Here is a 20,933-nt window from a genome sequence, read left to right on the forward strand (position 1 = left end):
ACTTTTCAGTAACAATATTTACAGCTCTTCCTCGCAAAGGAAGGGCTTTTTGTTTTTCTGGTCACTTTTATATTTATAAATGTTCTTATGAGAAACTTATTGATAGCCATTGCTTCACTATGGGCAATGGCCGCCAACGGCCAGGATTTCACTACGCGGTTTGAAAAAACCAGTGGTCGTGAAACCGCCACCTACCAGGAAGTTATCACCTATTACCAGCAATTAGCCAAACGCTACCCTCAGATCAATATTCGTGAAATAGGTAGTACCGATGCCGGATATCCTCTCCACCTGGTCACTTATTCCCCGCAAAAGGACTTCGCCTTTAACAGTCTTCACAAAAAAAACAAACGGATTATCCTCATCAACAATGGCATCCATCCTGGCGAACCTGATGGCATTGATGCATCTATGATGCTGCTCCGCGATATTGCCCAGGGAAAAGCCTCCCTGCCCGGTAATGTGATCCTGGCTGTAATCCCTGTTTACAACATCGGCGGCGTATTGAACCGCTCCCCCTGGTACCGTGTGGACCAAAACGGACCTGACGCTTTCGGTTCCCGCGGCAATGCCCAGAACCTCGACCTGAACCGCGATTTCATCAAAGCAGATTCAAAGAATGCCCGCAGTTTCCAACAGATATACCATCTCATTGACCCTGACGTTTTTGTGGATAACCACGTAAGCAACGGGGCTGACTACCAACATATCATCACCCTCCTGAGTACCCAGTACGGTAAACTCGGCGGCCCTATGGGGCAGTTCCTGCACAACACCTTTGAGCCAGGTCTGTATAAGCTCATGAAGGAGAAAGGCTATGACCTCGTTCCTTACGTCAATCACTTCGATGAAACACCAGACAGCGGCTGGGTAGAGTTCTCAGATCTTCCCAGGTACTCCTCCGGTTATACCACCTTGTTCCATACTTTCGGCTTCGTACCCGAAACACATATGCTGAAACCCTACCCACAAAGGGTGAAAGCCACCTATGCCCTGATGCAGTCATTCATACAGTTCACCGGTGAGCATAGCGAAGACATCCGCCAGCTGCGCGATCAAGCCAAGCAAGCAGCCAGCACACAGCAACGCTTTCCTCTCTCCTGGAAATTCGATATGAACAAATACAGCCTCATCACCTTCAAAGGCTTTACCTCCGGACATAAACCAAGTGATATTTCCGGCCTCTCCCGTCTTTATTACGACCGTAAGCAACCATATGAAAAGCAGATAAAGTTTTATAACTACGCGGAGCCCGGTAATTTCGTGGATAAACCCAAGGCCTATATTATTCCGCAAGGCTGGTGGGCGGTAATTGATCTGCTCCGGAATAACCACATTCATATGCAGCGCCTTAACAAAGATACCACCATCCTCGTGGAAGTATATCATATAGCCGATTTCAAAACCTACCCGCGGCCTTATGAAAAACACTATTTGCATACCGACATCAAAGTAACTACAAGTAAGGATTCCATACATTTCCTGAAAGGTGATTATTATATACCACTCAATCAGCCGGGAAACCGCTATCTCATGGAAACGCTTGAGCCAACAGCCGGCGACTCTTTCTTTGCATGGAACTTCTTTGATGCTATATTAGGTCAGAAAGAAGGCTACTCCTCCTACGTATTTGAGGATACTGCTGCAGAATACCTGAAAGAACATCCGGAATTGCAGACACAATTGAATCAAAAGAAATCAGCAGATAGCTCTTTTGCCAAAAGTGCATCTGCACAACTTGATTTCATATACAAAAACTCACCTTACGCAGAACCCGGATATATGAGATACCCGGTATACCGGTTGTAAAATGCATCAAACTATCAAATGGCTGAGATGTAAGCAGATCTTATGTCTCAGCCATTTTTATTTTGACTTATGAATGAGTAAAGTGATAATGAATAGATCATAGTAGATAGAGCGAGGTGGATGATAAAAAAATATTGTAATTCGTCAGACAGTGACTGACGAATTACAATATTTAAATACCTCAGCTAAATCAGATGAGCTAAACCCTTTCCAGCCGCATGATTACGTGCTGCTCTCCCTGAAAATGATTGTAAAACAGAATGGAATTAATATGCGCTGGCAGTTGCAACGGCATGGGATACCATTGACCGGGCAATTGCTGCGCTTTCAGTATGCCGGCAGCCAGCCACAGACCGAATGCACCCGCAGTATCATATTCACCGCAGAGATGCTTGAACGGCACCTGTGTGAGGGCAGGGAAACATGCATCAACCTCCCTGTAATAATGTTCGTAATTGCTATCCCCGTTGCGGCCGGTAATGATCAGGTCTGTGCCAGCGCCCATTTCCTGCAGCACAGCCCGAAGTTTGTCGGCAGCAGGTTTGTAGAGCATCCTGAAACCAGTAATAGAAGCCTGGCTTTGCTGTGTAGGCGTACCCGTCAGTAAAAAGAACGCTGCTCCTTCACCGGAAATGCTACCGGGAGACAAATGAGCATATAGTTCGCGACTGTCTATCTGCTCCTGCTTCCAGTGACCGATACGGCTTTTGATATAGAAATGTTCCGCGGTGATCTCCTCAAAAGCACCGGTAAGTGTATGTGGCGCTCCTTCCGCAAGAAGCATTATACTGTCCAGCAACGCATTCTCGAAAGAGAAACCACGATGTACGAATGTATTATTATAGCCTGTACACTGTTGTTGCAGCGCGATCAGGCCATTCACTGAATTGTAGGTGGATTGAATAAATGGCGTGGGGTTCAGCGCCGTTTCTTTGTACTGCTCGATTTCCTTGATGAACTTTTCCGTATCCTGCAAACTTCCTTTGCCCGTGCCGGTAACAATTGGTCCTGGCGCAGTTATGCCACTGTCCTGCACACATCTGATAGCAGCGGTGAGACCCATCTTCAGCATACGTGTCATGCGGCGCAGGCTGTTGGCAGGAATAAACGGCTTGTAATCCGGTTCAATACAGGCAAACAGGTTGCGGTCCGTATGTACCAGCGGTGCAGAAAATATATCCCCGTCAAAAGTATGTTGTGGGGAAATAGCCGCCATTCCTTGTATGTAACACTTAACCTTCATATTTGCTGATCACCAGGGAGGCATTGTTTCCTCCAAAGCCGAATGAGTTTGAGATAACATTATTTACAGGATGATCTTCTATCAGCTCCGTTACCGGAGAAATGTTCAGTTCTTCCATTTTTTCAGAAAAATTGAGATTGGGGAATATCAGCCTGTTTTGTATAGCCAACACTGCATAAATGGCTTCTATTGCACCGGCTGCCGCCAGGGTGTGCCCGGTGAAAGGTTTGGTGGAGCTGAACAGCGGAACATTAGTCCCGAACATTCTCTCCAACGCTTTTCCTTCAGACACGTCATTATTCAGTGTGGCAGTTCCGTGTACATTGATATAGTCCACTTCTTCCAGGCTGCGGCCGCTCATAGCCAGCGCGGTTCTCATGGCTTCATAAGCCCCGTCGCCATCAGGTGAGGGCGAAGTAGGATGGAATGCTTCGTTGGTATTGCAGTATCCGCTCAGTTCTGCGAGGATACAGCTGTTGTTGGCTCTTGCAAAGGATTCACTTTCCAATACGAGATATGCTGCGCCTTCTCCCAGGTTTAAACCGGTACGCTGCTGATCGAAAGGACGACAAAACTGTTTATCTACATTCTTGAGAGAATTGAACCCATTCAGTGTAAACCGCGTCAGCGCTTCCGTACCACCACAGACCATGCGGGGCAACATTCCCTGCCTGATCATGCGCGCACCAAACATGAGTGCATTAGCTGAAGAGGAGCAGGCTGTACTGATCGTGGCGATATGTTCCGTAAACCCAACAATGTCGGCTATGCGCTGCGTACAGTCCGCACAATCAAGTGTATCAATGTATCTGAGGAAAGATCCTGTTTTATCAGGATTGATAATATCAAAGTAGACCTTTTCGGTATCACACATCCCTCCTACCGTGCTGGCATTGATAAAACCGGTAGGCGCCTGCTGCACATCGCTGATACCAGCCTGCCTGAATGCCTCCTGCATAGCTATCAGCCCCAGCAGTGTGGTACGTGTATATCCTTCCCGGACGGAGACGCCTGCTTTTGCAAACAAAGCCTCGTTGGGATGTTTTACTTCACCAACGGGCAGGATATTTTTGTAAATGGTATCAATATAGTCCGTAAATCCTAGCCCGCTGCGCTTCGCACGCAACTGTTCCAAATTTCCGGCTACATTATCACCTATGGCGGTGATCATTCCCATCCCTGTTATAAACACTCTTTCCGCCATGTAAGCTATTTACTTATGCGGGTTGTTTGGATTGGATAAATTCTGCCATGGACTGAACAGACTGAAGGATTTTGCGGCCTTCGCGTGGATCTTCCACTTTGATATGATAGTTTCTTTCCAGCAATACCATCAGCTCAAGGGAATCAATACTGTCGAGGCCCAGCCCATCGCCGAATAATGGTGCATTGTCATCAATATCCTCCGGTTTGGTATCCTGGAGATTTAATGCCTCGATGATCTGTTCTTTCAGTTTCTTTTTTAATTCTTCCATAATGTTGTAGGTTTATCACCCTCGTGCATGAAGGAGAACGCCCATGTAGGCGGTAAAAATACAGTTTTACTATTGTTTAGAAAACATTTATCAGTTCATTCTTCTTTTTTCCACAGCTCCTGCTATTGCCAGCATTGCAAGACCGGTAGCTATCAGCAGGACCACATTCTTCCACACATAAGCAATATCGCCATTGCGCAGGTATATGTCATTAATGGCATCCAGTCCCCAGCTAAGCGGCGAAAGATGGCCAATCAGCTGCATCTTTGCAGGCATTACTTCCAGTGGAATCCATATACCACCGATAGCTGATAATATAACGATGGAAATAGCCCCGAAATTCAATGCCTGATTAGGCGTTTTGAAAAGCGTGCCGATCAGAATGCCATAAGCAGTTGCTGCCAGTCCTATACCAGCTGCCACCAACAGGGATGCTCCCTGATGCTGCCCCATCACCAGCATGGGTAAATCGAGCAGCGGCATAATGTAAATCCCAACCAGCATCATCAGATAAAACTGCAGGACGCAGATGCCTACAAAAAATATCATCTTACCCGCTAATACTGTGAGATAAGAACCCGGTATCAGTTTCATCCTCAGCAGGCTGCCATCTTCCCGTTCGCGGATCATGTTACCTGCAATCGGTATTACGATGAAGAACATGGCGAATATGCTCCATGCCGGGACGTTATGTTGTACTGAATTCGATATAACATCTGCCTGCTTCTGCGAACCGGTTGCATATTCCTTCAATCCAACAGCCTGGAGACGGATAGCGAGCGTATCACTTTCCGTTGTGGCGGTGGTATCTTTTCTACGCAGTTGTTGCTTGATCCGATTCAGCAGGAAGTCTGTTTCCACCTGGGTCAGGAAGTTGTCTATTGCCTGATGGATTGCGCCCTTAAAGGCTTTCTTGGCGGCCGGATCAAAGTAGATGATTACATTGAGTGAATCCGGATTTTTCTTCACAGGCAGGGCAATGCTCATTCCCATGCGTTGTGAGATGTCATTCACAATCCTGTTGGCATTGCTTACAATAGCAGCTGTTGATCCTTCAGGTACGATGATCCCGACTTTGTACTTCCCGTCGTTCACCAGTTCCCTGGCCTTGCCGGCAGTAAGTGACTGTCCTTCCAGCGAATCAATGATATTGAATTGCCCGCTTTTTTCCAGTCCTTCCCTGATGTATCTGCCCAGACGTCCGTGATCATTGTCTACCGCGAGGATGTCGAACTTCACTTCCTGGTAGTCTTTGAAGGGAGCATCCTGTATCAACGCCATCACGGTGATCAGCACGAGCGGCATAACAAACAGGAGTGTGAGTCCCATTCTGTCGCGTAACAACAGTTGCCATTCTTTTCTAATTGTTGCCAGGAAACGGAGCATATGTCTTTAGCATCGGGCTGTGCCAGCTTTGGTTTTTATTTTCGTGTTATTGTTTCAGTTATCAATCTCTCAATGAGTGTCCTGTGTAGTGTAAAAATACATCTTCCAGGTTGCCGCAATCCGGGTGCAGCGCGATCAGTGATAACGGATGACCATTTACAATCATACTGCCTTCGTCCATAATAACAATCTCATCACAGATAGACTGTGCTTCTTCCAGCAGATGGGAAGTGTATAATATACTGGCTCCCTGCCGGTTGTAATCGCGCAGAAACTGAAGTATCATGCTGCGCGACTGCACATCCACGCCGGCTGTTGGTTCATCCAGTATAAGGAGTCGCGGATCATGCAGGATGGCCGCAATAATGTTAGCGCGCCTTTTCATACCGCCGGAATATTTATGAATCTCTTTGTGCGCGCTCTTCTCCAGGCCGAACAATTCCAGGTAATGCATGATCTTCTCCGTCAATACCTTTCCTTTAATTCCATAGAGGTTACCAAAATAGGTCAGGTTCTGTACAGCAGACAATTGCGGATACAATGCTATCTGTTGCGGAACAATACCAATGATCTTTTTAATGGCTTCTCTGTGTGCGGCATCCTGTGCCAGGCCATGAATCGTAACCGATCCGCTGTCGGCACGTACCAGTCCGCACAGGATCGAGATGGTCGTGGTTTTTCCGGCACCGTTAGGTCCCAGCAATCCGGCGATCTTACCTTCAGAAAACGTAAAGGACAATCCTTTCAGCGTTGGTACTGCTGATCCCTGATAAGTTTTATACAAATTATTTACTACTATGCCGGACATGCCCTTTCAGGAATTGGTTATTTATCGGCCGGGAAATATCTCCCGTAACATCATTCTCAGAAAAAATTCACCTCATCAGAATTTCACCTGCGCCAGCTTGCGGAAAAATGTTTCCTCAGCAGCAGCGCATTGCATCAGCATCTCACCCAGTTCGTTGTAGGATACATTGTCTACAGTCCTGCTCTTGCAGACGCGGCCAGCAGAAAAAGCAAAGTTACGCCACAGATCACCTGTGCGAGTCAGCTCCTGTGCAAGTACAGACAGCTCATCCTTTTTCAGCAGCAAGGCTGCTTCCTGCAGAAAAGCGGCATATACAAAGCGGAAACCGGCTCCACCCGTTCCTATCTCCTCCTGCATCCTGATGATATTTCCCAGATACAGGGCAGATCTGCGTTCACCTACTTTTTCCGGATAACGTTTTACACGGTTGGCAAGGAAACGGATACCTTTTACCCCGAACATCGGCAAAGGAATTTTCAGCATGTAATGACAAGCCTGCTCAATGCCTTCCTTGATAGGCTTTTCGAAAGAAGCATTTGCCGGCACCTGTACAGGATAATACATTTTTCCTTTGGGGGCCGGAAACCCTTTTGCAAAGCGGGCTTGCGCCAGGCTTTCGGGGTCAATTTCCGTAACGGTGTCCATTACAGGGTCGCTTACAAGATACTGCCCGTCGCGTTTACCGTACACAACGAGGTTATGCGCATTGAAATGAAAGCGGTAGGAAGGAGGAAAATAGGGTAGATAATAAACACTGGAAAGCAATCCTACAGGAGTGCCTGTACTGATCACCTGGTCCAGTGCCGTCATTCCCTTTTCCGGGGTTGAGAAAGTGGTGGATTCCATTTTCACACCCAGACGTTTGCATACGCGCTGAAAAATAGCGCCGGGCCATATCCGGTAGGTGGAACCAGGCACCCCGTTCACCTTAACAAAAGGAAGGTGTCCGAAGAAGATACCTGCACCGATACCGAAGGCCATCGGCTCACTGATACGTAAGCCATAATGTCCCAGCAGGTTGGATATAACGCCGCTTTCGCAATGTGCAGTCTGTGTGTGCTGGAATTGGATGTTGTCCATAGTTTTTTAGTGATTTAGTTATTTTTTTATTGAGGTATTTGGTTATTTAAAGTGCAGCGGAGATCTATAATTGATTTTACTATACAATCTCCGGCGCACTTTAAATAACCAAATACCTCAATAAAAAAATAACTAAATAAGATGTATTAAATCATCTGTAGTGATCTTAAAGGCGTCGGCATAGCGCTGCAGCATTTTGTTGCTGAGGCGGTTAAATACGGCGGGGTTCATATGTCTTTTCACCTGCCACTGGAATTTGCCTACATAGCTTGCCAGTAACGGCAGATCCATCAGGTTCTTCTCCATGTAATAGGCCACAGGACTTATTTCTCCGGCTTCTACGCGGGCGCGGGCGGCTTTCACTTTCTCATTTACTTCATCCCAGGCCTGACCCAGTGCAATGTACTCAGGCTCCCAGCCTGCACTCTGCACTTGTACATAGTTGCCCGAGTTATCCACCGCATACATAATCTGTTTGAATGTACCTTCATGCAGGTTATCTCCATCCTGCGGTACTTCCTCTTTTTTCATGATAGCAGTTTTAAGTAGTCCGGCTTACACCACAGTGATGTGAGCATAAGCATAAGAGAAACGGGCGCTTTCAGGAACCATCATAACCACCTTCTGGCCCTTTTTGAAGCGACCGGTATTCATCAGTTCTTCCAGCATCAGGTATGGAGAAGCAGTGCCTACATTACCTACATGTGCGAGGTTAGTAAACCATCTTTCCAGTGTAATAGGTACGCCCAGCCTGGTGATCTCTTCATCGATTTTCAATCTGAAAAATTCGGATGACAGGTGAGGCAGGAAGAAATCTATTTCATCCAGGTTGATGTTGTGGCGCTCTACGAGTTCTTTCCACATCTGCGCTCCGGAAGGAACAATATTTTTACCCAGAAGTCTGGTATCTTGTTTAAAGGAGAAAACGCTGTGCTGTGCCCATTCGTCAGGAGTCATGTCTATCCAGCCTTTGGTGTTGCCATCAGATTCTTTGATAGCACCTGCATACATACATGTTTCCAGTTCGTTGGCATAAGAAAGAATTTCTACCCAGTCTACGCGGAGAGATAACCCTTCTTCATTGGGCTTATCCTGGAAGAGCGCCGCACTGGCGCCGTCGGAGAGCATCCAGCGAAGGAAATCCTTTTCAAAAGCGATGATCGGATTTTCGTCCAGGCTTTTGAGGTTCTCTGCTTCGGGCTGGAATTTTTCAGCCAGCATCCAGGCAGAGAATTTTTCAGAGCCGGTACTTACAGCATTGGAAGTATTACCGCAACGGATAGACATCCAGGCATATTTGAAAGCCTGCATACCAGCAGCGCATGCACCGGTAGCGGCAATCAGCTCCACTGGCTGGCATTTCAGGATACCGTGTACCATCGCGGCGTGATTGGGTAACAATTGGTCAGGCGATGTAGTTCCGCAAGCCAGTAACTGTAATTTACTGATGGGGAATTTTTCGTCGAACAATTCCTTAACAGCAATCGCTGTCATCTCAGCATTGGAATGAGTGGAGTTTCCTTCTTTGTCGAGGGAATAGTAGCGGGTTGTGATCTTGTTGTTACCCAGGATCTTCAACCTTGCGCGGGAAGCTTTTCCATCTACCATTCCGAGGATGCTCTCCATTTCGTCATTTCCAACAGGCTTGTTAGGCAAGAATTTTGAAAGCCTGGTAATATAAACTTCCTTCATTTGAAAAAATAATTCATCTTTTAAGGCCACATGCAAATCCTTGATGATAACTGATTTCTGCCAGCCTATCTGTGATAAACATGCTGTGAATAGTGTACATTTTTACGGAGACGTAAATATATAATTCTAATCTGAATTACAATTATTACGCCACCGACGTTAATATATCCCCGCAAAACTAGCGGATATTGCCGGAATTATAATGATCAACGGAGAGTAATACCTTTATAGTATTCCACCTCGCGCGCCAGTTCATTCCTTTTCAGGTTTAATTTGATGAGGGAAGAAATAAGCGTAACGGGAGTAAGAACGAAGATACCTACCAACAGCAGGCTCCTGTACATGGTTACGCGGCCCTGACGTTCCGGTGCTCCCGGACCGCCTTTGGCACTGATGAACCTGGCCCAGAAGCGGAATGCACTGATGCCGTTGTTTTCCAGCAATACCAGGTTCGGAAGTAATTCCACTGATTGGAGGTTGAGCAGTTGCTGGTGCAGCTTGTCCCACTGCCTGTTTTCCAGTGCTGCTGCAATTGGGGCCGCAAAACGATCGGATGTAAGGATCTCATTCTCCTGTACGCCGGCCTGTGGCAGAAAGCGGGTCGCTTCCTTCTTACCTTTAAAAGCCCAACGTAATACGGTAATCAGGGATACCAGGTTAGGTGATTTATCAACCAATACAATATTTCCTACGAGTTTTGCTCCCGCTTTCTGCAGGTAGCCTTTAACCTTTTCCTGTGCATTGAGCCACATATTTCTGCAACCCAGCAAAGTGATCACCGGCTTGTCTTTCAACAGGCCCGCTGCGGCTTCGCTCTGGAGGAAAGCGGCAGTAGGTTGTGAAGGAGACAGGAACCAGGGCTGGTAAGCCATTATTACCAGGTCGAAATGCGCATTCACATCAACTTTCAGCGGTTCAATACCTCTTGGCGTACCTTGCACTGTTTCCGGCATAGTGTCGTAAAACTCCTGTTTTCCCCATGGAAAAGGGAAAGGCCTTACCGGCACCAGCTGCTCAAAGGTAATGTCTGCTTTGCCCCCGAGTGGAGCCAGCACATGATCAATAATCCTTTTTAATTGCCCGGTCTGTGTATAATATACTACCAGGATCTTTGGTCTTTCGTTCATAAAGGAAAAGGAGTTCAACAATTACAAGCTGTAAACATACAAAAAAGCATCAGTATTTATATCATTTAATGATAATTTGATACGGAGGACGGCATAGTATATGGGGGGCAAGGGAACTGTTTCCGGGGCTTGTGCCTCCGCCAGATACTGCCTCAACCGGCTTTGTTGCTGCGGCAGTATCTGGACCAAAGGACTTGATTTCTTTCGAAACCAATCTATTAACACATAAAGGGGGCAATATATGATAACAGAAATGTTAAAAATTTGCAAATGTTGATCTAGCCTCTTTTCTGCACCGAGCCGGAACCTGCTACAGAACTGGAAACCTGAGGAGATCCCTTATAATTTACATCGCCGGAGCCTGCAATTTTTGCGTCAAGCTTCACACTTGCATGTACATTGGCATTGCCACTACCAGCGATTGTTACTTTTGCATTCTCCGCCATCAGCTCATCCCCATCGAAATCTCCGCTGCCGGCAATGGAGATGCTCACATCACGCGTTTCACCTGTCAGGTGCATATTGCCAGAACCCGCAATAGCAGCTTCTACTGCAGGTGCATTGAGCGCGCCGGAAAAATTACCGGAACCGGAAAGGGTCACTTTCACGTCGTCCTTCAGATTAAATTTATCCACCAGCTTCAGATCACCGGAACCAGCCAGGCTTACCTGATCAACCTGGGGGGCGCTCAGGTATATATTCACGCTATGATGTGTGCTGATAGAAACATTCTTTTTGTAGCGTACTTTCAGCATCCCATCCTGTTCTACCAGCTCTATCAATGGTATAATATTATCGTCTCCCTCGATAACAGCGGGTTTTTCAGCTCCCTGCGACAGGAATACATTCATACTTCCTTCCGCCTTGAGCTTATGGAATGAGGGTACCTTCCTTTCTTCTTTTGTAATATTACCACTCCCTTTAATACGATCCTGGCCTATTACGCATCCATTGAGCATGAGAGCAGCTGAAAGTGCCACTAAACCGTGGCGCAGATTGATTTTGGTTTGCATAAGTTTAGATTGATGTATGAAAGTACAACTAGATTTCTAATTTCAAAATCCGAATTTGATAGAAGGACTTTATCTTTGCACCACCATGACAGAAAAGATACTTATCCTCGATTTTGGTTCTCAATATACACAGCTGATTGCACGCAGCATCCGGGAACTGAATGTTTATTGCGAAATTAAGCCTTGCCTTCAGCCCATTGCCTGGGACGAAACTATCAAGGGTGTTATTTTATCCGGTAGTCCTTTCTCCGTGAACGACGAAAAGGCGCCAAATATCGACATTGCTGCCATCGCCGCAAAAGTACCAGTACTTGGTATCTGCTACGGCGCCCAGATGATGGCTAAAAATTTCGGCGGCGAAGTGGCCAAAAGCAATATCCGCGAATACGGCCGCGCCTTTATGGGACACAACGACAGGGAAGAAAAACTGTTGTACGACATCTCCGCCAAGAGCCAGGTATGGATGAGCCATTCTGATACCATCAAACGTATACCTGAAAGCTTCCAGGTTATCGCCACCACTGAAAATATCCCGGTTGCCGCTTTCAAAAGCACCACTGTAGCGCCTAATCCTATCTTCGGCTTACAGTTCCATCCCGAAGTAACACACTCACTGGAAGGCAAGCAGATCCTGCGCAACTTCCTGGTACATATCTGCAACTGCCAGCAGGACTGGACCCCCGCTGCATTTGTACACGAAACAGTAGCTAAGATCAAAGAACAGGTTGGCAACAAAAGAGTTGTAATGGCGCTTAGCGGCGGCGTTGACTCTACCGTCGCAGCTGAACTGATCCATAAAGCTATCGGTCAGAACCTTTTCTGCATCTTCGTTGACAACGGCCTGTTACGTAAAGACGAATTCGAAACAGTGCTGGAGTCTTATAAACATATGGGCCTCAATGTGAAGGGTGTAAATTCAAAAGACCTCTTCTACGGCCAGCTGGATGGCGTTTCAGATCCTGAGCAGAAACGTAAAACAATAGGACGCCTCTTCATCGAGGTGTTCCAGCAGGAAGCTACCCAATTAACAGATATTTCCTTCCTCGGCCAGGGAACCATCTATCCTGATGTAATTGAGTCCGTTTCTGTAAACGGCCCTTCCGTTACGATCAAGTCGCACCACAATGTGGGGGGCCTTCCCGAGAAAATGAACATGCAGCTGGTAGAACCGCTCCGCTTCCTCTTCAAAGATGAAGTGCGCCGCGTAGGCCGCGAAATAGGCATCAGCGAAGTATTCCTGGGCCGTCACCCATTCCCCGGACCAGGTCTCGCTATCCGTATCCTGGGCGCTATTACACCAGAGAAAGTAGCTATGCTGCAGGAAGCTGATGCAATTTATGTTGAAGGGCTCCGTGAAGCAGGACTATATGACAAAGTATGGCAGGCTGGTACCATCCTCCTTCCAGTACAGAGCGTTGGCGTAATGGGAGATGAACGCACCTACGAATTTACCGTCGCACTGCGCGCCGTTACTTCTGTCGATGGTATGACGGCCGATTGGGCGCATCTGCCTTACGAGTTCCTCGCAAAAATGTCAAACGATATAATCAACAGGGTGAAAGGAATCAATCGTGTAGTATACGATATCAGTTCCAAACCCCCTGCTACCATTGAGTGGGAATAAAACTGTGATTTTTTTGATTATTGTGATGATGGTGATATAAGAAGATTATAAGACCGATAATATTGTTATAAAAGCGAAAGACCGCCTGTTAAAGCTAATACCGGGTCTTTCGCTTTTATCTTCCTTACAATCTTCTTATATCACAATAATCACAAAAATCATTGTCCCGGAATGATTTTTGTAAATAAGCGCCAATTATGAGCCAATTTGTTTTTATTAAAAACCTGCTTGCCGTATTTGCATTGTCTGTCCTGATCTCCGCCTGTTCATCATCCAGGAAGTCGTCAGGTCGCGTGGATGGCCCGCCGCCATCACTCAGCAAGCCCACCCCGGAGAAAAAGAAACCTGAAGAGAAGAAAGAAACTGCGAAAGCTCCGTTCAATGTGCCAGCCTTTGCAAAGGACGTAAAGAAGCCTGTTTACAACATCGCTCTCTTTGCACCATTGTACCTTGACTCTGCATTCGCAGGCTCCAATGACATTCCAGGTCGCACCATGCCCAGGTATGTGCTGCCCGGACTTGAATTCTATGAGGGCGCTCAACTGGCGCTGGATTCATTACAACAACAGGGATACAGCCTCAAAGTAAATGTATACGACAGTAAAGCAAGGCAATCCGTAGGCTCGCTGATACGCAGCAAGGCGCTCGATGGCATTGACCTCATCATCGGCGCTGTAGCCAACCCTGAGCTGAAAGAGCTCAGCGACTTCGCCAGAGAGAAAGAAATAAATTTTGTGTCTGCCACCTTCCCGAACGATGCAGGCATCAACAACAATCCTTTCCTTTTCATCTCCAACAGCACACTCAAAACACATTGTGAAGCGCTGCATAACTATGTACAGGAAGCATTCGCTAACAAAAACATTGTGCTGTTCCGCAGAAACACCACCTTCGAATCCAGGTTGGCAGCCGATTTCAAGAACTCCTATGATAAAATGGAGAGCAATAAGAAATCAAGGATCCGCGAAGTGGTATGGAATGAAGGCACCACACCCGAAGAGATTTCCAAATACCTGCTTACCGACAAACCCAATATTATCATCGTTACTGCACTGGACGAAGCCGGCGCCAAGAGCCTGATGAAAAAACTCAGCGTCTCCGCTACTACCTACCCGCTGCAAATCTTCGGTATGCCCACCTGGGATGTATTTAAGCTGAAAGAACCTGAGCTGAAAGGATTACAGGTGTATTATACCTCCCCCTACTACAACGACAGAACAGACAACTACAGCCGTTATATCCACGATTACTTCCGCAAAACCTACAAAGCACGTCCTTCAGACATGGCTTTCAAAGGTTTTGACCTCACCTACTATTTTGTAAGGCTCCTGAAAAACAACGGGGTATACTTCAATGGTGCTGTGGGTACAGCTCCCAGGGTAATCACCAATTTCAACTTCCAGCCTGTATATCTCAAAGATGGGGAAAACACACCTTCGTATTTTGAGAACAAAAATATCTTTGTGATACAGAAAGGCGATAGCGCCGATACGAAGATGAACAAATAAGATTTTTTTATTTTGCTATGTAGCTATTTGAATAATTAAATAGCTACATAGCAAAATAAAAAAATTTATCCGGCTGCTGGTACCTGTTTCATATACACATACAACTGTCCGATTGCGATAAGCCCCAACGCCGCCAACACACTCAACCCCACGCCATACACGTTCCAATCCATCATTCCGGCCACCTGCATAGCCAGGCCTGTCAGCGATAAACCAAGACCGCCACCCATTGCGTTAGCAGTTCCATTCACTCCGGAAGCAAGCCCGTGCTGTGATGCCGGCACATGCTGTATAGCCAGTATCGTTACACAAGGAAAAGTTACAGACATTCCCATCGAATTAATACATAACACCGCACAGATAATAAACGGCAAAGGATACGCAGAGAAATAACTCACTATAAAAAAGAGGATGCCCGAAAGCATACAGGCATTACCAATGATCCCCGTGCGTTCTACACCAAAACGGTTGAAGAGATGCGGCAATACAAATTTAGAAATGAGGCCCGATAATATGCTGAAAGGGAATAATAAAAGTCCGGCCTGCGAAGAGCTGAAATGCAGCTGGTGTTGCAGGTACAAGGTGAGCAGAAAAATATATGGCAGAAAAATACCGCCCAACAGCATAGCGCCCGTATTACCGGTAATTACTCCCTGCAAACTGAATATGCTGAAATCTACTAACGGGAACGGGTGCACGCGCTCGCGGCGGATGAAATACAGCCCCATGAAAACAAACAGGAACAACAGCGAAAGATACACAACCGGGTGATGCGTAATATGCCCCAGATCATGTATCAGCCAGGCCGCCAACAGCATCAGCAGCGAGATCAACATACCGCTGGGTACATTGCTGCTGATCGTTTCTTCCCGTTTTATATCCGCAGGAATAAACTTCCGGGCCAGTATTATAGCGATGCCGATAACAGGTACATTGATAAAGAATACCCACTGCCAACCCAGGTATGCGCTGATAAGCCCGCCTATAGCCAATCCTGTGGCAAAGCCTATGCCCGCCATCGCACCGAAAACACCGAAGGCCCTGTTCTTTTCCGCAGGATCAGTGAAAGTATGACTGATGACAGACATCGCTGCCGGAATAGCAAATGCCACCCCTACACCCTGCAATCCCCTGCACACCAACAGCCACTCAAAGGAAAGCGAAAAACCGGCAGCAAATGAAGCCAGTACAAATAACAATGCACCCGCTATAAAGATGTTCCGTCTCCCGATGGTATCAGACAAACGTCCTCCCAGCAATACAAAGCCGGCGTACAACAACACATACACCGTTTGCACCCATTGAATGGCATCCGGTGAAAAATCAAAATACTGCTCCATCTGCGGCAGCGCCATGTTCAATACTGACACATCCAGCGCCTCAAAGAAAATGGCCAGACAGGCTACCGTAAGAATAATCCGTTGCTTCATTTATTATTGTGATTTTCCACACAAACTTATCAATAAAGAACATGCACAATGTATTTTCCATATTTTTGGAACAAATATCTATTTAAACACAAAAAATAGATTATTACACTAAAAATGCATTCAAATGGTACACAAAAAAGAAAATATTACGGAGACCCCGCTTTCGTTAGATGAAAAAGACATGGGCATTCTCAAGCTCTTACAGAAAGACGCCAAGATGACCATCCGTGATATTGCAAAACAACTTAACCTCAGCACTACACCGGTATACGAGCGTATCCGCAAAATGGAACAGGCTGGCGTTATCAAACAATATGCTGCTATTGTAGATCCCAGGAAAATAAACAAAAGCCTCACCGTGCTTTGCTACATCACGCTGAAAGAGCACAACAAAAAATTCGGGAAGAAATTCATCCAGGAAATTACTGCACTCACAGAAGTAACAGAATGTCTGAATATATCAGGAGAGTTTGATTTCATGATAAAGGTACAGGTGAAGGATATGGACGAATACCGCGAATTTTATGTAAATAAATTGGGGGAAATGGATAACCTCAGCCATACACAGAGCATCTTTGTTATCTCTGTCATAAAAACTACCCACCAGGTTGTTTATTAACACTGGTGGATATGCTTTATGCTACTGGGTTTTGGGAATCAGCAGATCATAGCCTACATGAAAATCCAGGTTAGTGCCCGCCGTTTCGCCGGGATTATGCACGACCACCATCACACACACCGGATTATTGCTTTCAGGATTAGCTGTTTCAAAGGCAATACCCAGTTCTTTGTCGTCATATACATCCAGCTGATGCTGCATGTTCTGGGAGAGATACGACTTCGCCAGCTTCAGGCCGGGATAGGCTTTCCTGATCTCCGACATCAAACTGCCCGGGCCTACACCTTTGTCCGTTCTGAAGCGGGGTGAATTGACGCGGATCTCCTTTACATACTGCGTGTCCTGTGTACGCATGGCAGTGTAAACGGCCAGCATGTGCGAAGAATCGATCGTTTTACTCCTGGTGCGGCCAAACCAGTAATGCCATGCCTTCATCATAGCGGCATCGCCGCCATCTGGCATGCCGAGCACACGAAGGGCTTCCGACGGCGCGCCGATAGTTATGTGTCCTATTGATTTCCCCGGTATTATTTTCCAGGCATTTGCACTATCCTGTGCAGCTAAGTTAAAAGTGAGTATCAGTAATGATAACAGCGTTACAACGGTACGCATATACGAATAGTTTAACAACAGGGTTCAAAAATATTGCCATCCCCCTGAAACAGGAAAACAGGGAGTAATAACAAAAATAAAAAATATCGGCTATACTCAGCGGACACAGTAGTTTACCAAATTATGCTTACTTTAAATACATGAACCGTAAACACTTCCTCTCCTCCTTATTGACTGCCGGCGCGGGCCTGCCAGCATTGAGCGCACTTGGAGCTATCAGCATGCCTGAAGTGCATGCCGGTAAGGAACCGCTGGTACCTCCATACCTTAAACCTGGCGATACCGTAGGCATTACCTGCCCGGCGGGTTACATCAAGCGGGAAGAAATAGGACCGGCGATCAGGATTATGGAGAGTTGGGGCTTCAATATTCGTATAGGCAAAACCGTTGGGCAGCGCGACTATACCTTCGGCGGTACAGATGCAGAGCGGTTGCAGGATCTGCAGGCCATGCTGAACGACAACAATATCAAAGCCATTATGTGCGGCCGTGGTGGATACGGCTCTGCACGGATTATAGATCAACTGGATTTCACCCGCTTCCGGCAGCGGCCTAAATGGGTCATCGGGTTCAGTGACATCACCGCGCTACATTGCCATATCAACAGGCATTTCAGCATTGCCTCGCTGCACTCAAAAATGTGCAACAGTTTCCCGGATGATTTTCGTACCGCCGATCCCGTTGTACAGGATACCATCATGTCAATCTACCAGGCGCTCACCGGTAAACAGATGCAATACAGCGCCACCCCCGAAGCTAACAACCGGAAGGGTTCTGCACGAGGCATCCTCGTTGGCGGTAATCTCTCCATCATACAGAGCATGAGCGGTACCGACTCGGAAATAGAGACTAACGGCAGGATATTATTCCTCGAAGAAGTAGGAGAATATCTTTACAGCCTGGATCGCATGCTCGGCACGCTGCAACGCTCCCATAAACTGGATAATCTCGCCGGCCTTATTATCGGTGGTTTTAACAGGATCAAGCCCGATGATCCGGGGGAAGAATTTGGAAAGACCATTTATGAAATAGTAATGGAAAAAGTAAGCGGCTATAAATACCCCGTGTGCTTCAACTTTCCTGTAGGTCATCAGAAAAACAACTACGCATTCAAGTGTGGTATGATGCACAGCCTGATTGTTGCAGAGGACAAAGTAGTACTCAAAGAGTAATTACTTCACCAGGAAAGTAATAATAAACAGGCAGGCCAACACGTACATAACCGGGCTGATCTGCTTATACTGACCAGTCAGTACTTTGAGCAGCACGTATGACAACATGCCGAAAACAATGCCTTCCGCAATGCTGTAAGAGTAAGGCATCATCACAATTGCAAGAAATGCCGGCAATGCTTCCGTCACATCATTGAAATCGATCTTCACCACAGCGCCCATCATCAGCATGCCAACAATGATCAAGGCAGGCGCCGTAGCAGCCTGCGGGATCATCGCAAACACTGGTGCAAAAAACAGCGAGAGCAGAAACATGACGGCTACGGTAAGCGCTGTAAGCCCTGTTTTACCTCCGGCGGCAATACCGCTGGCACTTTCTACATAAGCAGTTACTACACTGGTACCCAGCAAGCCTGCTGCCGTAGTACCTACAGCATCGGCCATCAACGCCTGTTTTGCACGTGGCAGCCGGCCACTCTCATCCAGCAGCCCGGCCTTGTTACACAGTCCGATCAATGTTCCCACCGTATCGAAAAGGTTTACCATCAGCAACGTGAACAGGATCATCACCATATCCATCGTAAATATTTTGTTGAACTCCAGCTTAAACGCAATCGGAGATACAGATGGCGGCATACTGATGAAGTGTCCTTCTGGTAGTTGTGTGATTCCCAGTGGAATACCCACCACTGTTGCGGCGAGAATACCTATCAGCAATGCTGCGTTCACTCTTTTGTACATCAGCACGGCACTTACGATAAGTCCTATCAGCGCCACCAGCGGACCTATACTGGTAATATTGCCCATCTTCAGGATCACGCCGCTGAGCTTCCCATCTCCCACATGACGCATACCAGTTTCAATGATCCCTGCATTCGCCATACCAATGAGCGCTATCAGCAATCCTATTCCCACCGAAATAGCATGCTTGAGATTTTCAGGTATACTGTCGATAATTGCTTCACGTATTCGAAACAGAGAGAGGAAGATAAAGATCACTCCTTCCAGGAAAACTGCTGTGAGCGCAAACTGCCAGCTATAACCCATTGCCGATACAATAGTATAGGCGAAGAAGGCATTCAGTCCCATACCAGGCGCAACACCAATCGGCAGCTTTGCATAAAATGCCATCACCAGCGTACCGATAGCTGCCGCCAGCGCCGTGGCAGTGAGGAGTGCGTGTGCATCCATCCCGGTTTGTGATAATATACTGGGATTCACGGCCAGTATATAAGCCATGGTAGAAAAGGTGGTTAAACCAGCCAGTACTTCTTTCTTAACGGTAGTCTTGTGTTCGGAAAGCTGAAAAAATTTTGCGAGCATGCTGCAAAAATAAGCGTTTCGACATTTATCATTTTATGCTAATTTCATCCCTATGCAACAACAAACGCGTGGATGGAAGGTAGTTACAGACTGGCTGGCCGATAAGGAGCTGCAGCCTTTCAGGTTCCAGGAAGACACCTGGAATGCATACCTGGAGGGCAAATCAGGACTTGTGAATGCACCTACCGGCTTCGGCAAAACCTTCTCTCTTTTCCTCGGCGTAGTGATTGACTGGATCAACAAACACCCAAAAGATTTTCGCAGTAAAAGCAAAAATGGCCTGCAACTGATGTGGATAACACCACTCCGCGCACTGGCCAAAGATCTGGGCAGAGCCATGGAAGCAGCGCTGGGAGAACTCCAGATACCCTGGCAGGTAGGCATCCGCAGCGGCGACACTTCCACATCCACCCGCGCCCAGCAGAAAAGGCAGATGCCCGAAATACTGATCATCACACCGGAAAGCCTGCACATCCTGCTTGCGCAAAAGGAGTATCCCGCGGTATTCAGACACCTGCAAACCGTCGTCGTAGATGAATGGCATGAACTAATAGGCAGCAAACGTGGTGTAATGACTGAGCTGGGAATAAGCCGGCTGAAAGGCCTGGCACAACAGGCCGGCAAACCGGCATTGAAGATATGGGGCATATCAGCGACGATCGGTAATCTTGATGAAGCGCTACAGGTATTACTGGGACCTTATTACAACAACGGTATCATCATCCGCGCTAACCTGAAAAAGAATATCCTGTTACAAAGCGTGATCCCCCATGAAATGGAAAATTACCCCTGGGCAGGACACCTTGGTATACGCATGCTGCCACAGGCATTGCCGATTATCGACGACAGCCAGACTACACTGATATTCACCAATACAAGGTCACAATCTGAAATATGGTACCAGTCGCTGCTTCGCGGGCAGCCTATGCTCGCTGGCGCCCTCGCTTTACATCACGGCTCTATAGATATGGAGTTGCGTATTTGGGTGGAAGAGGCACTGCACAATGGCATA

19 protein-coding genes are annotated in these 20,933 nt (G+C 46.9%); 6 read left to right on the top strand and 13 right to left on the bottom strand.

The genetic code is table 11. From position 1 onward, the window contains the following. Positions 1–87: 87 nt before the first annotated feature. Positions 88–1,809, top strand: a complete 1,722-nt coding sequence (locus tag VM802_RS00315) for a M14 family metallopeptidase (RefSeq protein WP_325526752.1) — start codon at positions 88–90, stop codon at positions 1,807–1,809. Positions 1,810–2,008: 199 nt separating this feature from the next. Here the strand turns inward: VM802_RS00315 and VM802_RS00320 are convergent, their stop codons facing one another. The 10 genes from VM802_RS00320 to VM802_RS00365 form a co-directional block, all read right to left on the bottom strand. Beyond that, positions 2,009–3,025 carry a beta-ketoacyl synthase chain length factor gene (locus tag VM802_RS00320; RefSeq protein WP_325526754.1) on the bottom strand — a complete coding sequence of 339 codons (1,017 nt, stop codon included), beginning with the start codon at positions 3,023–3,025 and terminating at the stop codon, positions 2,009–2,011. Between the two features lie 16 nt (positions 3,026–3,041). Then, entirely contained in the window at positions 3,042–4,256 is a 1,215-nt protein-coding gene (locus VM802_RS00325) for a beta-ketoacyl-[acyl-carrier-protein] synthase family protein (protein ID WP_325526756.1), read from the bottom strand. A gap of 13 nt (positions 4,257–4,269) precedes the next feature. After that, entirely contained in the window at positions 4,270–4,527 is a 258-nt protein-coding gene (apeE, locus tag VM802_RS00330) for an ApeE family acyl carrier protein (RefSeq protein WP_325526758.1), read from the bottom strand. A 90-nt stretch (positions 4,528–4,617) separates the two neighbouring features. Then, positions 4,618–5,913 (bottom strand): ABC transporter permease, encoded by a 1,296-nt coding sequence (locus VM802_RS00335; protein ID WP_325526760.1) that lies wholly within the window; start codon positions 5,911–5,913, stop codon positions 4,618–4,620. Positions 5,914–5,974: 61 nt separating this feature from the next. Next, positions 5,975–6,721 (bottom strand): ABC transporter ATP-binding protein, encoded by a 747-nt coding sequence (locus VM802_RS00340; RefSeq protein WP_325526762.1) that lies wholly within the window; start codon positions 6,719–6,721, stop codon positions 5,975–5,977. 75 nt (positions 6,722–6,796) lie between these two features. After that, positions 6,797–7,801 (bottom strand): BtrH-related acyltransferase DarH, encoded by a 1,005-nt coding sequence (darH, locus tag VM802_RS00345; protein ID WP_325526764.1) that lies wholly within the window; start codon positions 7,799–7,801, stop codon positions 6,797–6,799. 132 nt (positions 7,802–7,933) lie between these two features. Next, a complete protein-coding gene (gene darG, locus VM802_RS00350; protein ID WP_325526766.1) occupies positions 7,934–8,332 on the bottom strand; it encodes a flexirubin biosynthesis protein DarG in 399 nt (132 codons plus the stop codon). 24 nt (positions 8,333–8,356) lie between these two features. After that, positions 8,357–9,493, bottom strand: coding sequence for a dialkylresorcinol biosynthesis protein DarB (darB, locus tag VM802_RS00355; protein WP_325526768.1), 1,137 nt, complete (start codon positions 9,491–9,493; stop codon positions 8,357–8,359). A gap of 206 nt (positions 9,494–9,699) precedes the next feature. Beyond that, a complete protein-coding gene (locus tag VM802_RS00360) occupies positions 9,700–10,620 on the bottom strand; it encodes a hypothetical protein (protein WP_325526770.1) in 921 nt (306 codons plus the stop codon). Between the two features lie 278 nt (positions 10,621–10,898). Then, positions 10,899–11,633, bottom strand: a complete 735-nt coding sequence (locus VM802_RS00365) for a head GIN domain-containing protein (protein WP_325526772.1) — start codon at positions 11,631–11,633, stop codon at positions 10,899–10,901. 55 nt (positions 11,634–11,688) lie between these two features. Here VM802_RS00365 and guaA point away from each other — a divergent pair, with 55 nt between their 5' ends. Both guaA and VM802_RS00375 read left to right on the top strand, forming a co-directional pair. Further along, the gene (gene guaA / locus VM802_RS00370) at positions 11,689–13,257 is read left to right on the top strand and encodes a glutamine-hydrolyzing GMP synthase (protein ID WP_524537089.1); all 1,569 of its coding nucleotides are present in this window, start codon (positions 11,689–11,691) and stop codon (positions 13,255–13,257) included. Positions 13,258–13,454: 197 nt separating this feature from the next. Next, positions 13,455–14,765, top strand: a complete 1,311-nt coding sequence (locus VM802_RS00375; protein ID WP_325526774.1) for an ABC transporter substrate-binding protein — start codon at positions 13,455–13,457, stop codon at positions 14,763–14,765. A 65-nt stretch (positions 14,766–14,830) separates the two neighbouring features. Here the strand turns inward: VM802_RS00375 and VM802_RS00380 are convergent, their stop codons facing one another. Further along, complete coding sequence (locus VM802_RS00380) at positions 14,831–16,195, bottom strand: MFS transporter (protein WP_325526776.1); 1,365 nt, start codon at positions 16,193–16,195, stop codon at positions 14,831–14,833. 124 nt (positions 16,196–16,319) lie between these two features. On the opposite strand from VM802_RS00380, the gene VM802_RS00385 reads away from it, so the two are divergent. Beyond that, positions 16,320–16,814: an Lrp/AsnC family transcriptional regulator gene (locus tag VM802_RS00385; RefSeq protein ID WP_325526778.1), complete on the top strand. Its 495-nt coding sequence runs from the start codon at positions 16,320–16,322 to the stop codon at positions 16,812–16,814. 21 nt (positions 16,815–16,835) lie between these two features. Here VM802_RS00385 and VM802_RS00390 read toward each other — a convergent pair whose 3' ends face one another. Beyond that, positions 16,836–17,426 carry a hypothetical protein gene (locus tag VM802_RS00390; protein WP_325526780.1) on the bottom strand — a complete coding sequence of 197 codons (591 nt, stop codon included), beginning with the start codon at positions 17,424–17,426 and terminating at the stop codon, positions 16,836–16,838. A gap of 140 nt (positions 17,427–17,566) precedes the next feature. On the opposite strand from VM802_RS00390, the gene VM802_RS00395 reads away from it, so the two are divergent. After that, positions 17,567–18,598, top strand: a complete 1,032-nt coding sequence (locus VM802_RS00395; RefSeq protein WP_325526782.1) for a S66 peptidase family protein — start codon at positions 17,567–17,569, stop codon at positions 18,596–18,598. Here VM802_RS00395 and VM802_RS00400 read toward each other — a convergent pair whose 3' ends face one another. Next, positions 18,599–19,921 (bottom strand): NCS2 family permease, encoded by a 1,323-nt coding sequence (locus VM802_RS00400; RefSeq protein ID WP_325526784.1) that lies wholly within the window; start codon positions 19,919–19,921, stop codon positions 18,599–18,601. A gap of 52 nt (positions 19,922–19,973) precedes the next feature. Here VM802_RS00400 and VM802_RS00405 point away from each other — a divergent pair. Next, the coding region (locus VM802_RS00405; RefSeq protein ID WP_325526786.1) for a DEAD/DEAH box helicase at positions 19,974–20,933 on the top strand (960 nt) is incomplete at its 3' end.

This window comes from Chitinophaga sp. (genome assembly GCF_035538455.1).
Lineage (GTDB): Bacteria > Bacteroidota > Bacteroidia > Chitinophagales > Chitinophagaceae > Chitinophaga.

Excerpts from the sequence above, each read along its gene's own strand:
- VM802_RS00315 (WP_325526752.1), top strand. The coding sequence starts at position 88 with ATGAGAAACTTATTGATAGCCATTGCTTCACTATGGGCAATGGCCGCC.
- VM802_RS00320 (WP_325526754.1), bottom strand. The coding sequence starts at position 3,025 with ATGGCGGCTATTTCCCCACAACATACTTTTGACGGGGATATATTTTCT.
- VM802_RS00325 (WP_325526756.1), bottom strand. The coding sequence starts at position 4,256 with ATGGCGGAAAGAGTGTTTATAACAGGGATGGGAATGATCACCGCCATA.
- apeE (WP_325526758.1), bottom strand. The coding sequence starts at position 4,527 with ATGGAAGAATTAAAAAAGAAACTGAAAGAACAGATCATCGAGGCATTA.
- VM802_RS00335 (WP_325526760.1), bottom strand. The coding sequence starts at position 5,913 with ATGCTCCGTTTCCTGGCAACAATTAGAAAAGAATGGCAACTGTTGTTA.
- VM802_RS00340 (WP_325526762.1), bottom strand. The coding sequence starts at position 6,721 with ATGTCCGGCATAGTAGTAAATAATTTGTATAAAACTTATCAGGGATCA.
- darH (WP_325526764.1), bottom strand. The coding sequence starts at position 7,801 with ATGGACAACATCCAATTCCAGCACACACAGACTGCACATTGCGAAAGC.
- darG (WP_325526766.1), bottom strand. The coding sequence starts at position 8,332 with ATGAAAAAAGAGGAAGTACCGCAGGATGGAGATAACCTGCATGAAGGT.
- darB (WP_325526768.1), bottom strand. The coding sequence starts at position 9,493 with ATGAAGGAAGTTTATATTACCAGGCTTTCAAAATTCTTGCCTAACAAG.
- VM802_RS00360 (WP_325526770.1), bottom strand. The coding sequence starts at position 10,620 with ATGAACGAAAGACCAAAGATCCTGGTAGTATATTATACACAGACCGGG.
- VM802_RS00365 (WP_325526772.1), bottom strand. The coding sequence starts at position 11,633 with ATGCAAACCAAAATCAATCTGCGCCACGGTTTAGTGGCACTTTCAGCT.
- VM802_RS00375 (WP_325526774.1), top strand. The coding sequence starts at position 13,455 with ATGAGCCAATTTGTTTTTATTAAAAACCTGCTTGCCGTATTTGCATTG.
- VM802_RS00380 (WP_325526776.1), bottom strand. The coding sequence starts at position 16,195 with ATGAAGCAACGGATTATTCTTACGGTAGCCTGTCTGGCCATTTTCTTT.
- VM802_RS00385 (WP_325526778.1), top strand. The coding sequence starts at position 16,320 with ATGGTACACAAAAAAGAAAATATTACGGAGACCCCGCTTTCGTTAGAT.
- VM802_RS00390 (WP_325526780.1), bottom strand. The coding sequence starts at position 17,426 with ATGCGTACCGTTGTAACGCTGTTATCATTACTGATACTCACTTTTAAC.
- VM802_RS00395 (WP_325526782.1), top strand. The coding sequence starts at position 17,567 with ATGAACCGTAAACACTTCCTCTCCTCCTTATTGACTGCCGGCGCGGGC.
- VM802_RS00400 (WP_325526784.1), bottom strand. The coding sequence starts at position 19,921 with ATGCTCGCAAAATTTTTTCAGCTTTCCGAACACAAGACTACCGTTAAG.